Origin of the sequence: Phocaeicola paurosaccharolyticus JCM 15092, assembly GCF_000613805.1 — a bacterium.
In the GTDB taxonomy this organism is placed as follows: domain Bacteria; phylum Bacteroidota; class Bacteroidia; order Bacteroidales; family Bacteroidaceae; genus Phocaeicola; species Phocaeicola paurosaccharolyticus.
On record NZ_BAJR01000004.1, the window covers coordinates 56,724 to 77,405 of the forward strand.

Consider the following 20,682-nt stretch of genomic DNA (forward strand, 5'->3'; position numbering starts at 1 on the left):
CTCTTTAGAACTTTAAAGTTTTCAACCAACTGGTGATTTTCTTCTTGGTTTCTGCCTGCTGATTTTGGGCGACAGAACCTTGAATAGCTATGCCATCGAGCATATTTGAACCTTTGCAGGCTTTTGCCAAGTGCTTGTCCATTCCTCCCATACCGCTGCCTTCGTGTGTGGCGAACGGGATGATGGTTTTGCCTTGCCAATTATGTTTCTCAACAAATGTATAGACTGCCATCGGCATTTCACCCCACCAGTTTGGCATTCCGATGAAGATGACATCATACTCTTCCACCTTTACATCACCATTGATTTCTGGTCGTGCATTGTCATATTTCTCTTTCTTGGCAACATCGATGCACTGCATATAGTTGGCTGGATAAGGCTTTACGGTCTCGATATGGAAGGTAGCAGCTTTGGTCTCTTCCCCAATCATTTCTGCCAATATCTGCGTATTACCTTTTGTGATGGTACCTACATTGTAGTTCTCATCGGCGCGGCTAAAATAAGCCACTAATACTTTCTTATCGTTCATATTCTTCTTTGTTGTTTTGTTAGTTTGTGCCGTGCAGCCTGTGAGACAGAGTATAACGGCACAGATGATTGAAAATAGTTTTTTCATCGTAAATCTTCATTTTAATATCGAAAAACTTCGCCTATAACAGGCATAAGCAATTTATAGGGCTTATTTTGGGATAGATTTTTGATTTCTGTCTCTGGTTCCTTCCATGGATGCCTCGCCAAAGCAAATTTGTTATGGTGAACGGTTAAAGCTTTGCTAGCTCCTAAGTCTATAATGGCTTGTGGAAGTTGCTTTGGCAATGTGTGAATATATCGCCAATCCATATTATATTGTCCATTCTCCATTATCACCAAATCAATTCCTGGAAATTTTTCTCCGATTTCTTTGAAGTGATTGCTATATCCACCGTCTCCACCTAAATATACTTTCTTTGGTCCATCAATTAGGAACGATGCCCATAATGTAGGATTCTCTTTCAGAAAACGACCTGAAAAATGACGGCTAGGCAAACAATGAATTGTCATATCTGCATTGATGGTATAATCTTCATCCCAATCCAATTCGATGATTCTATTGGCAGGATATCCCCAATATTCCAGATATTCACCTACACCTAATGGACATACCACCTTATTTACTTTAGACTGAAGTTGTGTTACTGTACCATAATCCAAATGGTCCCAATGATCGTGAGTGATGACAAGATAATCAATACTCGGCATATCATTTGGAGAATAGATATCAGTCCCCTTGAATGCTTTGAACATAAGTGACATGGGGAACTGGCTTGTTAATACTGGATCCACCAAAAATCGTTTTCCACCCACTTGAAGCAAATAAGATGAATGACCGAACCATACAAACAAATCTTCCTGAATAGATAGTTTAGACAAATCTGTTTTTACAGCTTTTATAGGTTTGTCCGGCGTTAATCCATCTGGTTTCTTACTGGTAATAAACGACAGCATCAGCTGCCATTTACTTTTATCTGATGCCATTTTGGGGGTAGGCTCCAAATTGGCAAACTTACCATTGTGGTAGTGGGGAGACTGGCGAATGCGTTCCAAACGTGCCCCTTGTGGAAGTCGTCCAAAACTTGGATGCTGCAATACTGAGAATATACCTATTGCTATTACCGATAAGCTACAAACAAAAATTATCATTTTCTTATGTTTCATACTTACTTTAATATCTTGTACTGGTTATCATCAACTGCTTCCAGCCACTCATTGCCTGCATCATTACCAACTTTTGTTGTATAAGTAAGATGCTGGAACCAAGAATCCTTAGCGGCTCCATGCCAATGCTTGGCCTCTGCTGGGATAGAAATAACAGTTCCCGGAATCATCTCAATCGCCTCCTTTTCCCATTCCTGATACCATCCACGTCCGGTAACACATATAAGCACCTGTATGCTATTGTGGTGAATGTGCCAGTTGTTGCGGCAAGCGGGTTCGAATGTTACATTAATAGGGCCACCATTATTGGCATCCATAGGAGCAAGATAGCTCTTTCCTATGAAATATTTGGCATATCCATCATTGGGTTCACCGATAGGATAAGGCGTTGACATCTGGAATTCTTCCTTTGTCTGAGTCTCTGATGTCCAGACCTCCTTGGCTATGTTGAAGACTGCCCATGCTTTTGGCCAGCCTGCATAGAAAGCAGCATGTGTAATAACTTCTGCAAGCTCTGCACGGGTAACGCCATTTGCCTTGGCGGTCATTAAATGATATTTCAAAGATGAGTCGGTGATCCCCTGAGCCATCAGGGAGAGTATTGTAACCAATGAGCGGTTGTGAAGGCTCAATTTGTCTTGGCGATTCCACACTTCTCCAAAGAGGACATCATCATTCAGATGTGCAAATTCCGGAGCAAATTCTCCCAGTGCCGCACGTCCGGCAGTCTGCTGAACTTCTTTCTTCATATTTGTCTGTGCATTTACGCTGGATACTGCTATATACATCACCAGCAATATTGTTATTAATTTCATTCGTAATTTACTTTTCATGTTCAAGCTCGTAATCACGAGAACCTACGTTTAGCCTTTGAGTCCAATTTGTAAAATACATGATCTGCTATAGTCTGACGATGCTTGTCTGTTGTTTATCTGTTTCTGACATTCTTCAATCGTTATTATTTCAAGTTCGTTTTGTAGAATTGTTCAATCTTATCAAAAGGAATGATGTTTATCTGGTCGTACAAGTCTGTATGGCTGGCTCCAGGAATAATAATCAGTTCCTTGTTGTATCCCTTCAATTTCTTGAAAGCATCTTTGCTGAAATAGCAAGAATGTGCTTTCTCACCATGAATCATCAGCACAGCATTACGGATTTCATCGCTGTAGGTTAATATAGGCATATTCATGAACGACAAGGAATGCGTCTTGTTCCAACCACCATTGGAGTTTAGGCTACGGGCATGATAGCCACGTGGGGTTTTGTAATATGCATGATAGTCTTTTACAAACTGAGGCGCATCAGCTGGCAGTGGATCGACTACACCACCACTCAAGGCATAGCTGCCATTCTTATAATCCTCGGTACGCTGTGCATTGAGTTGTTTGCGAAGTTCATATCGGGCATCGGCATCCATGGAGTCAAAATAGCCTTTTGCATTCACACGGGTCATGTCATACATGGTGCTGGTTACAGTAGCTTTGATTCTTGTGTCGATAGCAGCAGCATTGAGAGCCATTCCTCCCCAGCCACAGATACCCAAAATACCGATTCGTTCTGGATCTACATTCGGCTGAACGGAAAGAAAGTCTACAGCTGCACTGAAATCTTCGGTATTAATATCCGGAGATGAAACATAGCGAGGCTGACCTCCACTTTCTCCTGTATATGAAGGGTCGAAGGCGATAGTAAGGAAACCACGTTCAGCTAATGTTTGAGCGTATAAGCCCGATGATTGTTCTTTAACCGCACCGAAAGGACCACTGACAGCAATAGCAGCTAACTTGCCTTGTGTATTCTTAGGTGTATACATATCGGCAGCCAAAGTAATGCCATAACGATTATAGAACGTTACTTTCTTGTGCGATACTTTATTGCTTTGTGGAAAAGTTTTATCCCATATTTGTGTCAATTGTAATGTTTCCATTTTTACTGCTTTATTGATATTTTTTTGTGCAGTGGCTGTCAGGCTCATAGCCATTATCACGACACTTAATGTTGTTTTGATATTCATTTGTTATTTATTTTTTTGTCAAATGTGATGGCAATATCTCTTGAGCCTACAGCTGTAGCTACTCCTTGCGGATTATCCAGTTTCCCGATTCGGGTATAGCTATAGGAAGAGCTGAAGCTTTGATAGAACAGTACTATGCCTTAAGAACCATATAGCATAATGTCGCTTCCGTGAATGGTTCCAGGATAATAGGAAGATGTGGATCTTATTTCTACAGGAAATCTCTCGGTCTAAAGAAAACACGTCATTGACAATACCAATACTATTTTACTGAATAGTCTTGCCCAATTCATAAGCCTCTTTCAATGCAGAGTGCCCTTCAATGTCGCCTTTACTATTTACACCACCGGCAAAGACAACCTTCTTTAGTGTTGCTTTCCCAAAACAATCTACCCATCCTTGAGTAGCTTTTACGGTTCCTTCCACTGTGCTTGGCTCATCTTCTGCAGCTGTGGCCAACAGATAAATATCTCTGAACTTGTAGTCCATTGAATAGAGTGGATTGGCTCGGTCAATCATCGTCTTCATCTGTCCGCTCACACAATAGTAATAGATAGGGGTTGCCCATACAATCACATCTGCCTGAAGCATCTTTTCACGTATAGGTTCTGCATCATCCTTGATAACGCAGCGATGCGTTTGCTGACAAGTCATACATCCACGGCAGAATTGGATGTTCTTTCCAGTGAGGCTGACTTCCTCTACATGGTTTCCTGCTTCAATGGCACCTTTGATAAACTCATCGGCCAAATGGTCGGAATTGCCACTCTTGCGAGGGCTCGTTTTAATCACGAATACGTTCTTCATCTTTATCTTTTTATTTGAATTGTTGTTGATAAGCTGCCGGAGTAACTCCGTAGCGTTGTTTGAAAAGTCCGCTGAAATGAGTGCGATTTTTGAAACCTACCTCATAATAGACAGTAGATGGCTTTACTTTGGTATCCCGAAGCAGGTGACAAGACAGTTCAAGTCGCTGTTCTATGAGCCATTTCTGAGGGGATAGGTCGCTGATTTTAGAAAAGTCACGCTTGAAAGTAGCAAGACTTCTGCCAGTATAGGATGCGAACTCTTCCATAGTCAAGTCTTCCATGTAGTGTTTTTCCATAAAAGCGAGTAGGTCAATCTTCCAACTTTCGTAGAAATCGAATAGCGTTGGATACATTCGCTCATCAATATCCAATAAGCACTTTATGGCTTCGTTCTGTTTCTCTCTAATCGTCTCTTCATCAAGGTCAATTCCTTGATCAGCGTAAGGTTTGAGGGACATGAACAGACTATCCACCTTTATATTATGTGGAAGTGGAACGCCCGGAGAATAGATTGGATGAGAATCCATAGGCAGCCGTTTGCCTGTCAGATTCTCGCTGAAAAAATCACGAAGTAGCTTATTGTCAAGCGCTATGGCAATGGAACGGAATGGAGTGTCTCCATCTGACATTTTTTTCATTCCTGCCAAGCAGTTACGATGCCAGAATATATAGTCACCAGCATGAGCTTTGATATGTTCGGTTTCCGTTTCAATAGTCAGAATACCTGAATAAACCATCATCAGTCCATGAGTCGGCAACCTTTTATCGCAGAACATATCATGCGTTATTTCGCTGAAGAAAATCGCATTGTTACAATTGCGTATGTTTATTGAATCAGTCATAATTCTGTTATAAATAATACTTTATGCTGCAATATTACTTCTTTCCTTTTCTAAAGATGTCGCTCTGAGGTTCAATTATTGTCTCTGCCTGTTTTTTTAACAGAATAATCGGACTTATTGGGTAAAGTTATATGACCGCTCATGTGATCGGTTCCAACTTTTATTATGTTTTCTATCTATGACCGTACCTCGTATTCATTCCTTACATTCTGTTTTAATTGAATTATATTATTTGTACTCTCTTAAATAATTCAAGTATTTGTACGATAATACAAGCATTTGTACAATAATCATTTTAGCTATGATGACACAAATATAAATTTGCAGTATAAATATAATATTAGAAAAAAGAGGCATATTATTTAAAATTCTGTACTAATATTGAGCAGTTTAAATTTGACTCTGACTATTGTACGATAAATATCATAATAAATAATCTATGAAAAAGAAATTTAAATTTTTAGTTTTATTTTTTTGCACTTGTCTTTCAGTATCTACATCAGCAAAAGATCTTTTCCCTGATGGCTCTATAGTTCCTGATTGGTTCCGACAAACAGAACTTACAGACATAAGTAAGTTAGGTAAACAGTATCGTATTACAGATTATGGTGTAGTAAATGATAGCTCTTTACTTCAGAAAGATAAGATTCAATCTGTAATAGACAAAGCTTATCAGAATGGCGGAGGAGTTATCATAATACCAAAAGGTACTTTTTTGACCGGCTCATTATTCTTTAAACCTAATACGCATTTATATATAGAGAATGGTGGTAAACTTAAAGGTAGTGATGATATTAGTGACTTTGATATTCTAACAACTCGTATGGAAGGTCAGACATTACAATATTTTGCTGCTTTAGTTAATGCTGATAATGTAGATGGATTTACGGTATCTGGAGAAGGATGCATAAATGGTAATGGTTTACGTTTTTGGAAATCTTTTTGGTTGCGTAGGAAATTCAATCCTAAATGTACTAATATGGATGAAATGCGTCCAAGACTTTTATATATTTCTAATTGTAAAGATGTTCAAGTATCAGGTTTGCATCTAATGAACTCTCCATTTTGGACAACTCATTTTTATAAGTGTGAGAATGTAAAATTATTGAACCTAGATATAACTTCTCCTTCAAAACCTGTACGTGCTCCAAGTACTGATGCAGTTGATATCGATGTTTGTACTAATTTTCTTATAAAGAATTGTTATATGAATGTTAATGATGACGCTGTCGCTTTAAAGGGTGGTAAAGGTCCTAATGCCGATAAAGATGAAAATAATGGTGCTAATCGTAATATCATAATAGAGGATTGCAAATACGGTTCAACTTGTCATAGCACGTTAACTTGTGGTAGTGAATCTATACTTAATCATAATGTAATCTTGCGTCGTTCTACATCATATGGAGCTTCCATTATTCTACATCTAAAAATGCGTCCTGATACACCTCAACATTATGAATATATTCTTGTTGAAGATATCAAAGGAAGTGCAAAAGTTATGTTAAGTATTAAACCATGGAATCAATTCTTTGATTTAAAAGGAGAAAAGGATATAAAATTATCTTATGCCAATGATATAGTATTAAGAAATATTGAATTGGAATGTAATAATGCTTTTGGAGTAGAGAAATCTGATCAATATAAACTTTCAAACTTTGTTTTTGAGAATATGGATATAAAAACCGAAATTAATGAAGTTGACAAATTGAAAGTGATAAATAACTGTACTTTAAATAAAGTAATAGTTAATGGTAAGAAATATAAGTAATTGACTGTTCAACCACAGACACATCTTTAGATGAAAATGGGTGTTTTACACTCGGCATACCTGACTTTAGTGATAAGGAATCTTTTTTTATAGAAGCATTCAACAAGAAAGGAGAGGAAGATGTGTATACCTATAGGATAGAAAGCGACACACTGCTAGGGATGATGAATTGGAATAGGGTACTAGAAATATCTGTTGGGCATGATATAAGGCTGTCAGATTCAGGAACGTTTGGGTTCGATAAAATAAATGATATCCCGGAAGTGGTGATTGAGGCAAAGGTAAAAGCTGAGAAATATGTTCCTACAAATAGATTCTATTCAACACGTTATATAGATGCTGAACAAATGGAAAAGTCCGGCATACAAGATTTCAAGCAGTTGATACAGAAATTTTATGGCTTTATGAATTTGGTTACTACTATTGATAAAAAAACAGGAACTATATCATATAGGCTGAATAATAATAGAGGTTTCTCAACTTTTGGCAAGTCTAATGGCATTAAAATATTGCTTGACGGAGTTACTATCACAGCAGACGAAGCAATGAATCTTAATATTAACGAAATAGAAACAGCTGAACTTTTGGCACCTTGGCAGACAATACGATTGATGGGTGGGGTTGGAGCTATGGATGGTGCTTTTGTTTTGAAAACTAAAGGTGTGAAGCGACAAAATATACCAGCGAAAGGTATTTTCTATACTCCTATAGGCCTGTCTAATTTAAGGTGTATGAAACAAAATTGGGAGTATCGTATGCCCCAAAAAACTGGTACATATAAGATAATTATAGATGTTCTTTCTGCAAAGACTGGTATCGGTACTTATGAAAAAGAGATTCAAGTAACAGATTAGTTTATTCAAAGCATTATAAAATCCACGACATATACCACTTATGCCTGCAAATAAACTTATTGATTTTAATATTATACAAAGTTCTATAATACTTTAGCGTCATGACCCTTGTTTATTATAATATTCTGCATTGTACTAATTCTATATTAAGTAAAAGAATTAGAAGATTTTTTCCTTAAATATAAGTTGGCAATAAATTGATATAGGTTCTTACAAGGATAAGTATAAATAATAAAGACTCAATCCGTTACTTTGGTGATTTAGAGGATCAACTGTTTTCATTGTTCTGAAAAATGAATCATGATAAACTATTCAACCGATCATGATTAGTTGGTCAACCGATCATGATTCATTGATAGACCGATCATGATTGGTTCATTATCCGATCATGACAGATTTTGCGACACAGATTAATCGAGCGTTTTATTAATAACCTTCAGATTTATAGTAAATTAAGGCTAGAAAATTACTTCATTTAATCTCTTAGAACTATCTTGCAAAAAAAATAAATAAAATTTATTTCAAATTTTATGTCACAAAAATAGTATCCCCACGTATATAGTGTAGAAACAAGAAAAAATGAATATTCAAGAGTTCACGACAGAGGTAGAGTGTTTACGGCCTGTACTTATAAAAGTTGCTCAGAGATACATCAGTAATAGCAATGTAGCAGAGGACATGGTGCAGGATACATTTCTTAAGCTGTGGCAGATGAATGATGAACTAAAACCACCGATGACATCGCTGGCGAAAGCTATAGTTCATAATCTGTGCATGGACTATCACCGTCATAACAACTCTTTAAATATTGTCCAGGAGAATTCTATTGGAGATATAGAATATGAAAATGATGATCATGAAAGGATTGAAAAACTAATCAAGGTGGTTAATTCCTTACCTGGATTGCAGCAGAATATTTTAAGACTACGCCATATGGACGGTATGAGCATGGAAGAGATTGCAAAACTTATAGGAAGTAATGAGGTGGCTGTACGTAAAGCATTAAGCAGGGCACGTATGGCAGTGATGAAAGAATATGTTAAAGTCGATTGATATGGAAAATTATAATATAAGAGAATTGGTAGATAGATTCCTTCAAGCCGAAACAACGCTTGAGGAGGAGGAGAGATTATATGAATTCTTCCAAAAAGATACATTGCCTGAAGATTTGATGCAATATAAAGAGATGTTCATGGCTTACTCAGTGTTGAGGTATGATAAGAATAGCTTACACAAAGGGGAAGAGGTTGACCAGAGTGCAGTAGTCTCTATTGAGAATGATGGCAATTCTGATAAATCAGGAAAAGGCAAAAAGAGAATTTTTAGTTTATATAAGAAAATTTGTATTGGAATAGCAGCCTCTCTGCTAATAGGAGTTTTAGGTTTTTCAGCATACCGACATTATGAAGTGAATAGACTTGAAAAATTGTATGGTGGTAGTTATATGATTATCAACGGGGTAAGAATAGATGACCTGACAAAGATTGAGCCTGAGATTAAGGAAGGTATAAACAAAGCTGCAGCGATGGAAAAACTATGCGACTTGAAGGCAAAGCAGGATGATATAGAGAGTCGTATGATAAATAGTATCAACGACAAAAAAGAAAGAGAATATATACAGAAATTATTGTGTGATTAATAAAGTTATGATATGAATAAATTGTTTCAAATTGTTTTTTTGCTGTTTGGTTTCTGCCTGAACTCGTTCGGGCAGAACTCAATAGACGAACTGATTGGAAAATATTCTACTATGGGTAACTCGACTTACAGCTCAATAGTTAAACGTGACCCGCAGACTAAGAAGGTGGTGAGCGTATACAACGAACTAAAGTTGAGTAACAGTTTCTCAGGGGAAGCACATCGATTCAAAAAAGCTTTTGAAGATGAGGCTAAAAATGCAGATTCACAAGAGAAGAATGTAAAAGGAAATACCGTAAACTATCTTCTTAGATATGAGAATGAGAATCAGGCCAGACTATATATGATGGAGTATGATTCAAATCGTGGGTTTTTAACTAATATCACTGTTTCTATAATAATTAAAAATAAGAAAAGATGAAAAAGTATTTATTGACACTATTACTTGCTATATTTTGTATACAAGGTTCTGTAGCTCAGTCGGACTCGTCTATGTCTAAGAAAATTGACAAAATGGCTAAAAAAATAGAAAAAGAGGCTTTGGAATTTTCTCAAAAAGATATTAATCTCAATATAGATATGAATGAGATATCCAAAAATATTAAGGAGAGTTTATCCGGTCTTAATAATATAAGTGACTTTATGGATAATGACCTAAACAATGAAGTGAGTAAGGAAGAAAGAGTAGAGAAAAACTATGATCTTAAAAACTTCACCTCAATTAAATGTAGCGGAATAGCAAAGATTATCTATACACAAGGAAATAAATATGAGGTAAAGGTAAAAGCTACAAAATCGTTTATGGATAATCTTACCATTAAAGTTGAGAATGGAGCCTTAATTATTGACCTTAAGAAAGGGGACAAGACTAATTTATCAGGCAAAAATTTCATTGAGAATTTAGAGATAAACGTATCTTCTCCAACACTTCAATCTGTATCTATAGGAGGTGTTGTAAAATTCTCATCCAAAGCGATAAAAGGAGATAGCTTCGAACTTAATGTAAGCGGTGTTGGTAGGGTGGATTGTCCTTCATTAGACTTTGCCAAGTTTGTATCAAAGGTATCGGGTGCCGGATCTCTTAATGTAGCATTTAAAGGTGAAAGTGCTTATATCTCCAACTCTGGAGCTTCAAGATATACATTAAATGTTGATTGCAAAGAACTTACAGTAAAAAATTCAGGTGCTGGCAGTATGAAGATTTCGGGTACAGCTGATAAGACAGATATAAATTCTTCAGGTGTGTCAGATATAAATATATCGGAATTGAACAAATTCTAATAAAGTAAAACGCTTTTCATAAATCTTTATATAATTAAAAATCCCTCATAGACTTAACGTTTATGGGGGATTTTGTATATAGTAATAAGTGAATAAATCATTTACTTTATACCGTTTCTCTTAAGAAGTGCATCTATTGTTGGTTCACCGCCACGGAAACGTTTGTATAGTGTCATTGGATGTTCTGTTCTTCCCTTCTCCAAGATGTTGGTACGGAAAGATTCTGCAACCTTTTTGTTGAATATACCTTTCTCTTGGAATACTGAGAAAGCATCAGCATCGAGTACCTCAGCCCATTTGTAGCTGTAGTAACCTGCCTGATATCCACCACCAATGATGTGACCGAATGAACTTGCCAAACAATCTCCTTCAACAGGCTCTATTATGCGTGCAGGAGCCATAGCTTTTCTTTCGTATTCAGCTACATCTTCTGTCAATGGTTCTGTACGAGTATAGAGTGCCATATCCAATAGTCCGAAACTAATCTGACGAAGACATCCGTAAGCTACGTTGAAGTTTTCTGAATCCTTGATACGCTGAATCATCTCTGTAGGGATAAGCTCTCCGGTTTTATAGTGACGAGCGAATGTGTTAAGGAATTCAGGTTCACTTGCAAAGTTCTCCATAATCTGTGAAGGGAGCTCAACAAAGTCCCAATATACATTAGGGCTTGCAAGTGATTGATATTGTACCTTTGAGAACATACCATGTAGAGCATGTCCAAACTCATGCAAGAAGGTCTGTACTTCATCGTAAGTGAGTAGTGATGGAGTGTCGGCTGTAGGCTTAGTGAAGTTGAGGACAATCATCACCTGTGGACGAGAGTCAACACCTGTCTTTGAATCAATCCACTGACCTTTCAGTCCGTTCATCCATGCACCCTGACGTTTTCCTTCACGTGGATGGAAATCGGCATAGAATACAGAAAGGAACTTTCCATCTTTATCAAAGACTTCGTAAGCCACTACATCTTTATGATAAACAGGGATGTTCTTGTTCTCCTTGAATGTGATGCCATATAGCTTGTTTGCCAATTCAAATACACCCTTCTTTACTTGACTAAGTTCAAAATATGGGCGAAGCATCTCATCGTTGATATTAAACTTTTCAGTCTTAAGTTTTTGAGCATAATAGCTAAAGTCCCAAGGCATAAGTTCAAAATCATTTCCTTGCTCTTTGCGTGCATAATTTCTGATCTCTTCTACCTCTTTCAATGCTGTAGGCTTGTAAGCCTCAAGTAACTGGTTCTCCAGTTTGTAAACACCGGCACTGTTCTTTGCCATACGCTCTTCAAGATTGAAGTCAGCGAAGCTCTTATAGCCCAGTAACTGAGCAGTATATAGCTCATTGTTTACAATAGTGCGAACCAAGTCCAATGTGTTGTTCTCATTGTTCTGTGTATTTTTGGTCACATTGGCCATGTATATCTTTTTGCGTAGTTCTCTGTTGTCAGCATATGTCAGGAATGGTCCAAAACTTGGATATTGAAGGGTGAAGATCCATCCCTCTTTACCTGCAGCTTTTGCCTCTTCAGCAGCTGTTGTAATAACATTCTCTGGGAGACCTTTAAGGTCATTTTTGTTTGTTATCAACATCTGGTAATCATTTACAGCTTTTAGCATCTTCTCATCATATTGCAGAGAGGCAATACTCTGATTTTTTGTTATCTCACGATACTTAGCTTTGTTCTCTTCGCTTAGGTTTGCACCACTGCGAGTGAATCCTTTATATGTATTCTCAAGAAGTGCAAGCTGCTGTGTGTTTAGCTTTTCTTTCTTGCGATTGTCATATACTGCTTTTACACGAGCAAAAAGTTTCTCATTCAGACTGATGTTATTGCTGTGCTCGCTTAATAGTGGCATAAGGACTTGTGCCAGTTTCTGCATCTCGTCGTTTGTCTCTGCACCCATAAGGTTGCTGAATACGCTTGCAACTTGTGTCAGAAGCATTCCACTATTATCAAGTGCCAATATGGTGTTCTTGAAATTAGGTTTCTCCGGGTTATTTACAATGGCATCAATCTCAGCATATTACGTTTTATACCTTCACGGATTGCAGGCTCATAATGCTCATTTTTTATTCTATCGAATGGAAATGTTTCATGAGGGGTATTATAAGCCTGGAAGAAAGGATTTACAGAATCTTTGTTATCCATAGCGTGACTCATTGTGAGTGATAGTGAAAATAGAAAAAATGGAATAAATAACTTCTTCATATTGTAAGTTAATTTTTATTTAGTTTTATCAATGTTAATCTTTTGCCTATTAATTCTTATGGTCGTCAAAATTATAATATTCTTTTAGTTCAGACAAATAAAAATTACATAACTATTCATGAAAAGATTCATGAATAGTATGGTTTCTTATAAAGAATGCCATTATAAGAAACGTGTTATGATTCGTTTGAATTAAAGTCTTGACAGCTTTTTCATCTTGTCAAGTTCGGTGTTGTAATCATTCACGATCTCTTGGATAACCTCTCCAACACTTTTTATTTCATGAATAGTTGATGCTATCTGTCCAATCTCAAGTTCTCCTTCGTAAATATCTCCTTCGAAGATACCCTTTTTGGATCTACCTTTTCCAAGTATTTCACGGAGTTCATCAACAGTAGCACCTCTATCTTCTGCCTCGGCAATCTTCTGATAAAACTCATTCTTTATCACACGTACAGGAGTAATTTTTTTCAGAACTAACTGTGTATCTCCCTCATTAAGTCGTAAGCATCTGTCCTTAAAGGTGAAGTCGGCAGAGCTCTCTTCTGTCAGATCAAATCGGGTACCCATCTGTACACCGTCGGCACCGAGTGCCATTGCAGCGAGCATGCTTTCACCAGATGCTATTCCTCCGGCAGCAATGACAGGTATAGAGACACATTTCTTTATTTGTGGTATAAGACACATTGTTGTGGTCTCTTCACGGCCATTGTGTCCACCTGCTTCAAAGCCCTCTGCAACTATTGCGTCGACTCCGGCCTCTTCACTCTTTATAGCAAACTTACTGCTACTTACCACATGAACAACAGTTATGCCGTTATTATGGAGTTTCTCAGTCCATGTCTTTGGGTTGCCTGCAGATGTAAATACTATCTTAACACCGCTATTTATTACGATATCAACTATTTTTTCAATCTCAGGATAGAGTAATGGTATATTTACTCCGAAGGGCTTGTCTGTCGCTGATTTACATTTATTGATATGTTCCTGAAGAGTTTCCGGATGCATAGAACCTGCACCAATGAGTCCTAATCCTCCATTGTTGCTTACTGCTGCAGCTAACCTCCAGCCACTACACCAAACCATTCCACCTTGTATTATAGGGTACTTGATTTTAAAAAGGTTGCATATTCTGTTCATAATAGATAAAAGATTTTCTTTAATAACAAAGATGAATACTTTTTTGTTGGAATTGCTATCAAAGAAGCAAAAAATACATAACATCTCACATCTGTTTATTAAAACGTGCTTAAAATCCATATATTTGCACAATTATTTTCGAATAGTAATAATTAAGAAATTTAGTAGATGTTACTACAGCTGTTTTTTGTTTTAGTTGCCATTATATTGGGAGCGAGGCTTGGTGGAATAGGTTTGGGTGTGATGGGTGGAATAGGGTTAGCCATACTCACTTTTGTTTTTGGCTTGAAACCAACTGCACCACCAATTGATGTGATGCTGATGATTGCTGCTGTAATATCTGCTGCATCTGCCATGCAGGCTGCCGGTGGACTTGACTATATGGTTAAGATGGCAGAAAAGCTACTAAGAAGAAATCCGGATAGAGTAACTATACTTAGTCCATTGGTGACATACTTCTTTACTTTCCTTGCCGGAACAGGTCATGTAGCTTATTCTGTACTACCTGTTATAGCAGAGGTTGCACGTGAGACGAAGATTCGTCCTGAACGTCCTCTTGGTATTGCAGTTATTGCTTCTCAACAGGCTATTACGGCAAGTCCCATATCTGCTGCTACAGTTGCACTTCTAGGCCTACTCTCAGGATACAATATCACCCTTTTTGACATATTGAAAGTATCTATTCCGGCTACTTTGATTGGCGTTATTGTAGGTGCAATCTGCTCAATGAAGGTGGGTAAGGAGCTTATGAAGGATGAAGAATATCTGAAACGCATTGAGATGAAGATGATTGAGGAGCGCGAAGTAAAAATTAATGAAGTAAAGGATAAGTTCAAGGCTAAGATTTCGGTACTTATCTTTATTGCAGCTACCTTCCTTATTGTACTCTTCGGCTCACTGCCATCTCTTCGACCATCATTCGACGGAATAGCACTCGACATGCCTTCACTAATAGAAATATTGATGTTATCTGCTGCTGCTATTATTCTGTTAGTGACAAAGACTGATGGTATCAAAGCAACTCAAGGTAGTGTGTTCCTTGCAGGAATGCAGGCTGTGATAGCAATATTTGGTATAGCATGGATGGGAGATACCTTTATCAATGGAAATATTACAGAACTCACAGCATCTATTAAGGATGTGGTACAGTCAATGCCTTGGCTATTCGGGCTGGCACTATTTGTTATGTCCATTCTTCTCTACAGTCAAGCTGCTACAGTGAGAGCAATAGTTCCATTAGGCATTGCTCTCGGAATATCTCCATACATGCTTATAGCACTCTTTCCAGCTGTGAATGGTTACTTCTTTATTCCTAACTATCCAACTGTGGTTGCTGCAATAAACTTTGACCGCACAGGCACAACAAGAATAGGTAAATGGGTTCTTAATCACTCATTTATGATGCCTGGACTTGTAGCAACAATTGTTTCTATTATTGTTGGATTATTACTGATACAGCTATTATTCTAAATTTGCTCAACAAATTCTTCAGGATTTGTTTTCTTCTCTTTGCGGAAGATTTTGTCGATTATAAGTGCTATAGAACCATCGCCTGTAACATTACAAGCGGTGCCGAAACTATCCATGGCAATATAGAGGGCAATCATCAATGCCAGTTCACTCTCACCGAAGTGCAGCATTGAAGCCAATATTCCAAGGGACGCCATTATAGCTCCTCCAGGTACTCCCGGTGCAGCAACCATTGTTATTCCCAACATAAAGATGAATCCTGCAATCATTGGAAAATCGTAAGGTAGTCCTTGCATAATCATAAGAGCAAGGGCACATGCTACAATCTTTAAGGTACTACCCGAAAGATGTATTGTTGCACATAGAGGTATAACAAAACCTGCGATATCTTCATTAACACCATTTTTTATTGTCTGCTTCAGTGTAACAGGTATTGTTGCAGCTGATGATTGTGTTCCAAGTGCTGTAAAATAAGCAGGTAGCATTTTTAATAGTAGTCTAAGAGGGTTTCTCTTAACTATTACTCCGGCAATAGTGAATTGCAGGAGCAGAACAAAAATATGAAGTAGGAAAATTATTCCTATAATCTTAATAAATACGGTGAGTACGCTGAATACCTGTCCCGAATATGCCATATTAAGGAAAATACCGAGTATATATATTGGTAAAAGTGGTATTATTATGACTTTTATAGTCTTCATAACAATCTCTCTGAAGTCATTAAAAACATTTTTCAGATAGTCAGTACTTAAATAGGCTATACCGATACCTAGTGTAAATGAGAGAATAAGTGAGGTCATAACATCCATGAGAGGTGGAATGGATACAGTGAAAAATGGCACTAAATCGTTGGCCTTACTTATATCTGTCATCGATGTTCCAGGTTTTATAATTGATGGGAATATTGCATCACTGGTTGCATAAGAGATGAAACCTGATAGCAAAGTCATAGCATAAGCAAGTATCGTAGTAATGACCAACATACGTCCTGCCTCCTTACCAATATCTGCTATAGCAGGTGCAACAAGACCTACTATGATAAGAGGTATCATAAACCCAAGGAACTGACTGAAGAGCGAGTTAAATGTTACGAAAATTTTAATAACTGTTTCCGGAAGAATGTTTCCAAAAATAATACCTAAAATAATTGCAATTATAATTCGAGGCAGAAGCCCTATCTTGATTTTTTTCATTTTACAAAATTAATGGAATAAAATTAATTAAAATTCATAATTATAGAACAAAATTGTAAATAACAATGTTATCATTTAAAATAGCACAACTATGGAAAAATTGGATATTGCACTTTTAGGACTAGGTGTCATGGGTCAGAATTTGGCTCTAAATATGGACCGCAATGGTTGGAAGGTTGGTGTTTGGAATAGACATACATTCGAACCTTTTGATAGACTTGCTGAGTTTATTACAAATAAAGCAAAAGGAACAGGCATTTTAGGCTTTGGTGAACTTGACTCTTTGATGAGCCAACTAAAAACACCAAGGGTAATATTTCTTATGGTCAAAGCAGGCGATCCTGTTGATGAAATTATCGATAACCTATTGCCTTTGCTAGAAAAAGGTGATATTATAATCGATGGAGGAAACTCTTATTTCAAGGATACTGAAAGACGTGTTAGGGATCTTGCTGAACATAATATATCCTTTGTAGGATGTGGTGTTTCCGGAGGTGAGGAAGGAGCTTTGAATGGAGCATCTATAATGCCTGGAGGAGACTATAAAGCATGGCCTGTTATTAAACCTATTCTTAAAAGCATCGCTGCTAAGGCAGAGGATGGAACTCCTTGTTGTGATTGGGTTGGCCCGGGAGGTGCCGGCCATTACGTAAAGATGGTACACAATGGTATTGAATATGGAGATATGCAGTTGATTGCAGAAGTCTATTATGCAATAAAGCATCTTCTTGATTATGACAATGGGCAGATAGCTGAGATTTTCCAGGAATGGAACAGTGGCAGGCTAAAGAGTTATCTGCTGGAGATAACAACAAAGATACTTAGACATAAAGACTATTCAGGTCATTATGTGCTTGACCTTATTCTGGATACTTCAGGCCAGAAAGGCACTGGAAAATGGAGTGCAACAAATGCACTTGAGATGGATACGCCACTCGATATAATAACTTCGGCTGTATTTGCAAGAAATCTTGCTTCAAATAAGGAGTTGAGAAGCGTTATGCATAACCACTATAACTTAAACGAACATACTCCTGTATACGATGGAAAAGATTTGATATCAATACTCGAGAGTAGTCTTTATGCTGCAAGACTTGTAGGTTATGCGCAGGGCTTTTCATTGATGCACGTGGCTAGTGAGGAGCATAGATGGAATCTTGACTACTCATCAATTGCTCTAATTTGGCGAGCAGGATGTATCATTCGTTCATCATTCCTTAATGAAATAGCAAGTGTTTACAAGGAATCACCATTTATTCAGAATCTTCTGCTTGATGATGATTTTAATAGGGCAATAAAGAGTGCTCTTCCACAGTGGAAGAAAGGTGTCTCTTATATGTTGAAGGAGGGATTCCCGGTTCCTGTGATGTCAGCATCATTGAACTATTTCCTCGGCCTTGTTACGAAAAACTCGAATGCCAATATGATTCAGGCTATGAGAGACTATTTCGGAGCTCACAGTTTCGAGAGGGTAGATTGTCCTAGAGGTGAATTCTTTCATGAAAATTGGTTAGACACAGAAAATGATTCGTAATTATGAACATGCCTAAATCGCTTTTTCTAGTTATTTTCGGTGCTTCGGGTGATTTGACAAGGAGAAAACTTATGCCATCATTGGTTAAGATCTTTTTTCAAAAGAGGTCTCCCGAGAATTTTGCTATAATAGGCACCGCACGAAGTGTTTATGATGACGAATCGTATAGGGGATATTTGCGTCAATATCTACAGACTTCGCCTTCTTTGTCGGAAGAGGAGAGGGGGTGCATAGAAGATTTTTTGAAAATAGTCTATTATCAGACTATTGATCCTGCTGAATGTAGCAGCTATCTGATGCTTGATGCAAAGATTGAAAGCCTATCGACAGAGTACGATAACTCTGGCAATTTGCTATTCTATCTTGCCACTCCACCTTCTCTATATGAGATTATTCCTGAGTGCTTGAGTAAAAGTGGAATATTGAAGAAGAAAGGTCTTAAGAGAATCATTGTAGAGAAACCTTTCGGATATGATTTGAAGTCTGCAAAGAAACTGAACTCAATCTATTCTAAATATTTCAAGGAGGAGGATATATACAGAATTGACCATTTCTTGGGTAAGGAGACTGTACAGAATATAATGGTTACTCGTTTCGGCAGCACGATATACGAGCCTATATGGAACAGAAACTATATAGATTATGTAGAGATAACTGCTGTTGAGAATATGGGTATAGAGAATCGTGGTGGCTATTATGACCATGCCGGAGCTCTGCGTGATATGGTACAGAACCATCTAATGCAACTACTTGCCCTGACTGCCATGGAACCTCCTGCTCGTTTCGACAAAGACAGTTTCAGAAATGAGGTTATAAAAGTGTATCAGTCTATTTCAGATTTTTCGGAATCATACATAAAAGATAATATAATTAGAGGACAATATACTGAGAGCGAGACAAGTAAAGGTTATCGTCAGGAAAAGGGAATTGGAGCAGACTCCCGTACAGATACATATATTGCTATGTGTCTATATATCGACAACTGGAGGTGGGAAGGTGTGCCATTCTTTATCCGTACAGGAAAGAATATGCCTACTAAAGTCACAGAGATAGTTGTACACTTTAAACCTGCTCCATTAAAGATGTTCAAGCTCAGAGATGAGCATAGATCGGGTGAGAAACTGATTTTGCGTATACAGCCAAATGAAGGTATAGTACAACGCGTAGCAATGAAGAGCCCGGGATCGGGTTTCTTTCTGGGTAATATGGAGATGGAATTCAGCTACGAAAAGAGCAGGTATAATACAGGAGATGCATATGTACGCCTTATAGAAGACAGTATTGCAGGCGATCCTACTCTCTTTACCCGTCAGGATGCAGTGGAACAGAGTTGGGAGATGTTTGATAAGATACTTGAATATTGGGACAAACATCCTGATACTCACCTATATGGATATCCAGCCGGTACTTGGGGACCTAAGGAGGCTGATGAATTGATAGCCAAGGTTGGTGCTGAATGGACTAATCCTTGTAAGAACTTAACGAACAGTAACTTATATTGTGAATTATGACAGAAAACTATTTCCTTTCACCAAAAGAGGCAGCACAAAGTGTCATTACTACCATATTGGGAAGTATGGATCAGAGTAACAGAATCTTTAATATAGCTCTTTCAGGAGGTAACTCTCCTGCAATGCTTTTTGAGGAGTGGGAGAGAAGTTATAATGTATATACAGATTGGAATAGAATACGTTTTTTCTGGGTAGATGAGAGATGTGTGCCTCCTACAAGTACAACCAGTAATTTTAAACTGGCCTATGATCTGTTACTCAAAAAGGTTGATATAAAGTGTGAGTATTATCATAGGATATTGGGAGAGGATAATCCTGAAGATAGTGCTAAAAACTACTCATCATTAGTAAAAGAAAATGTTAAAAGTGTGGATGGCATACCTCAATTCGATTTTGTACTTCTTGGTATAGGAGATGACGGACATACCTCTTCTGTATTTCCAAATAAAATGAGCCTGCTATCCTCTGAGAATTTGTATGATGTGATGAAAAATCCATACGATAACAGCTTAAGGGTTGGTATGACAGGAAGATTGATGATTAATGCTCTTAATACAATTTTCTTTGTCATTGGTAAGAAAAAGCATGATATAACGCATAAAATACTTAAAAAAGAGAACTTTAACAGCTATCCTGCTGCATATGTATGGAATAAGGCAAAAAATGCGCAACTATTTGCATCATTCAAATAGATTGACATAACAGAGATAATTGATTT

General features: G+C 37.5%; 19 protein-coding genes and 1 pseudogene. 10 read left to right on the forward strand and 10 right to left on the reverse strand.

The window, feature by feature from the left end; genetic code table 11:
* Nucleotides 1-4: 4 nt before the first annotated feature.
* The 7 genes from JCM15092_RS03335 to JCM15092_RS03360 all read right to left on the reverse strand — a co-directional run bounded on the left by JCM15092_RS03335 (nucleotide 5) and on the right by JCM15092_RS03360 (nucleotide 5,360).
* Nucleotides 5-616, reverse strand: a complete 612-nt coding sequence (locus JCM15092_RS03335; protein WP_024993420.1) for a flavodoxin — start codon at nucleotides 614-616, stop codon at nucleotides 5-7.
* 14 nt (nucleotides 617-630) lie between these two features.
* Entirely contained in the window at nucleotides 631-1,695 is a 1,065-nt protein-coding gene (locus tag JCM15092_RS03340) for an MBL fold metallo-hydrolase (RefSeq protein WP_024993421.1), read from the reverse strand.
* Between the two features lie 2 nt (nucleotides 1,696-1,697).
* On the reverse strand, nucleotides 1,698-2,510 hold the full coding sequence (locus JCM15092_RS03345; protein ID WP_148296589.1) for a carboxymuconolactone decarboxylase family protein: 813 nt from the start codon (nucleotides 2,508-2,510) through the stop codon (nucleotides 1,698-1,700).
* A gap of 143 nt (nucleotides 2,511-2,653) precedes the next feature.
* Nucleotides 2,654-3,670, reverse strand: coding sequence for an alpha/beta hydrolase (locus JCM15092_RS03350; RefSeq protein ID WP_439645897.1), 1,017 nt, complete (start codon nucleotides 3,668-3,670; stop codon nucleotides 2,654-2,656).
* Between the two features lie 35 nt (nucleotides 3,671-3,705).
* On the reverse strand, nucleotides 3,706-3,846 hold the full coding sequence (locus JCM15092_RS17885; protein WP_159101368.1) for a cyclophilin-like fold protein: 141 nt from the start codon (nucleotides 3,844-3,846) through the stop codon (nucleotides 3,706-3,708).
* Nucleotides 3,847-3,976: 130 nt separating this feature from the next.
* On the reverse strand, nucleotides 3,977-4,516 hold the full coding sequence (locus tag JCM15092_RS03355; protein ID WP_024993424.1) for a flavodoxin family protein: 540 nt from the start codon (nucleotides 4,514-4,516) through the stop codon (nucleotides 3,977-3,979).
* 10 nt (nucleotides 4,517-4,526) lie between these two features.
* Nucleotides 4,527-5,360: a helix-turn-helix domain-containing protein gene (locus JCM15092_RS03360; RefSeq protein WP_024993425.1), complete on the reverse strand. Its 834-nt coding sequence runs from the start codon at nucleotides 5,358-5,360 to the stop codon at nucleotides 4,527-4,529.
* Nucleotides 5,361-5,799: 439 nt separating this feature from the next.
* On the opposite strand from JCM15092_RS03360, the gene JCM15092_RS03365 reads away from it, so the two are divergent.
* The 6 genes from JCM15092_RS03365 (at nucleotide 5,800) to JCM15092_RS16475 (ending at nucleotide 10,901) form a co-directional block, all read left to right on the forward strand.
* Nucleotides 5,800-7,128 carry a rhamnogalacturonidase gene (locus JCM15092_RS03365; RefSeq protein WP_024993426.1) on the forward strand — a complete coding sequence of 443 codons (1,329 nt, stop codon included), beginning with the start codon at nucleotides 5,800-5,802 and terminating at the stop codon, nucleotides 7,126-7,128.
* Nucleotides 7,129-7,289: 161 nt separating this feature from the next.
* Nucleotides 7,290-7,982, forward strand: a complete 693-nt coding sequence (locus JCM15092_RS03370; protein ID WP_024993427.1) for a Plug domain-containing protein — start codon at nucleotides 7,290-7,292, stop codon at nucleotides 7,980-7,982.
* A 579-nt stretch (nucleotides 7,983-8,561) separates the two neighbouring features.
* On the forward strand, nucleotides 8,562-9,035 hold the full coding sequence (locus JCM15092_RS03375) for a GFO_1088 family ECF-type sigma factor (RefSeq protein WP_024993428.1): 474 nt from the start codon (nucleotides 8,562-8,564) through the stop codon (nucleotides 9,033-9,035).
* Nucleotide 9,036: 1 nt separating this feature from the next.
* Nucleotides 9,037-9,621, forward strand: coding sequence for a PG0215 family putative anti-sigma factor (locus tag JCM15092_RS03380; RefSeq protein WP_034541508.1), 585 nt, complete (start codon nucleotides 9,037-9,039; stop codon nucleotides 9,619-9,621).
* Between the two features lie 12 nt (nucleotides 9,622-9,633).
* On the forward strand, nucleotides 9,634-10,041 hold the full coding sequence (locus JCM15092_RS03385; RefSeq protein WP_024993430.1) for a DUF5024 domain-containing protein: 408 nt from the start codon (nucleotides 9,634-9,636) through the stop codon (nucleotides 10,039-10,041).
* On the forward strand, nucleotides 10,038-10,901 hold the full coding sequence (locus JCM15092_RS16475; RefSeq protein ID WP_084488435.1) for a GIN domain-containing protein: 864 nt from the start codon (nucleotides 10,038-10,040) through the stop codon (nucleotides 10,899-10,901). The genes JCM15092_RS03385 and JCM15092_RS16475 overlap by 4 nt, the downstream gene beginning before the upstream one ends.
* Nucleotides 10,902-11,002: 101 nt before the next feature.
* Here JCM15092_RS16475 and JCM15092_RS14775 read toward each other — a convergent pair.
* Both JCM15092_RS14775 and JCM15092_RS03400 read right to left on the reverse strand, forming a co-directional pair.
* Nucleotides 11,003-13,056, reverse strand: a pseudogene (locus JCM15092_RS14775) (M3 family metallopeptidase).
* A gap of 252 nt (nucleotides 13,057-13,308) precedes the next feature.
* Nucleotides 13,309-14,256: an NAD(P)H-dependent flavin oxidoreductase gene (locus JCM15092_RS03400; protein ID WP_024993432.1), complete on the reverse strand. Its 948-nt coding sequence runs from the start codon at nucleotides 14,254-14,256 to the stop codon at nucleotides 13,309-13,311.
* A gap of 168 nt (nucleotides 14,257-14,424) precedes the next feature.
* Here JCM15092_RS03400 and JCM15092_RS03405 point away from each other — a divergent pair, with 168 nt between their 5' ends.
* A complete protein-coding gene (locus JCM15092_RS03405; protein WP_024993433.1) occupies nucleotides 14,425-15,726 on the forward strand; it encodes an anaerobic C4-dicarboxylate transporter family protein in 1,302 nt (433 codons plus the stop codon).
* Here JCM15092_RS03405 and JCM15092_RS03410 read toward each other — a convergent pair.
* Complete coding sequence (locus JCM15092_RS03410) at nucleotides 15,723-16,919, reverse strand: dicarboxylate/amino acid:cation symporter (RefSeq protein WP_024993434.1); 1,197 nt, start codon at nucleotides 16,917-16,919, stop codon at nucleotides 15,723-15,725. The genes JCM15092_RS03405 and JCM15092_RS03410 overlap by 4 nt on opposite strands.
* A 91-nt stretch (nucleotides 16,920-17,010) precedes the next feature.
* Here JCM15092_RS03410 and gnd point away from each other — a divergent pair, with 91 nt between their 5' ends.
* The 3 genes from gnd to pgl are packed head-to-tail and all read left to right on the forward strand — an operon-like array spanning nucleotide 17,011 to nucleotide 20,656.
* Nucleotides 17,011-18,453 (forward strand): decarboxylating NADP(+)-dependent phosphogluconate dehydrogenase, encoded by a 1,443-nt coding sequence (gene gnd / locus JCM15092_RS03415; RefSeq protein ID WP_024993435.1) that lies wholly within the window; start codon nucleotides 17,011-17,013, stop codon nucleotides 18,451-18,453.
* A 2-nt stretch (nucleotides 18,454-18,455) separates the two neighbouring features.
* A complete protein-coding gene (zwf, locus tag JCM15092_RS03420) occupies nucleotides 18,456-19,964 on the forward strand; it encodes a glucose-6-phosphate dehydrogenase (protein ID WP_024993436.1) in 1,509 nt (502 codons plus the stop codon).
* Nucleotides 19,961-20,656, forward strand: a complete 696-nt coding sequence (pgl, locus tag JCM15092_RS03425; RefSeq protein ID WP_034541510.1) for a 6-phosphogluconolactonase — start codon at nucleotides 19,961-19,963, stop codon at nucleotides 20,654-20,656. The genes zwf and pgl overlap by 4 nt, the downstream gene beginning before the upstream one ends.
* Nucleotides 20,657-20,682: the final 26 nt, after the last annotated feature.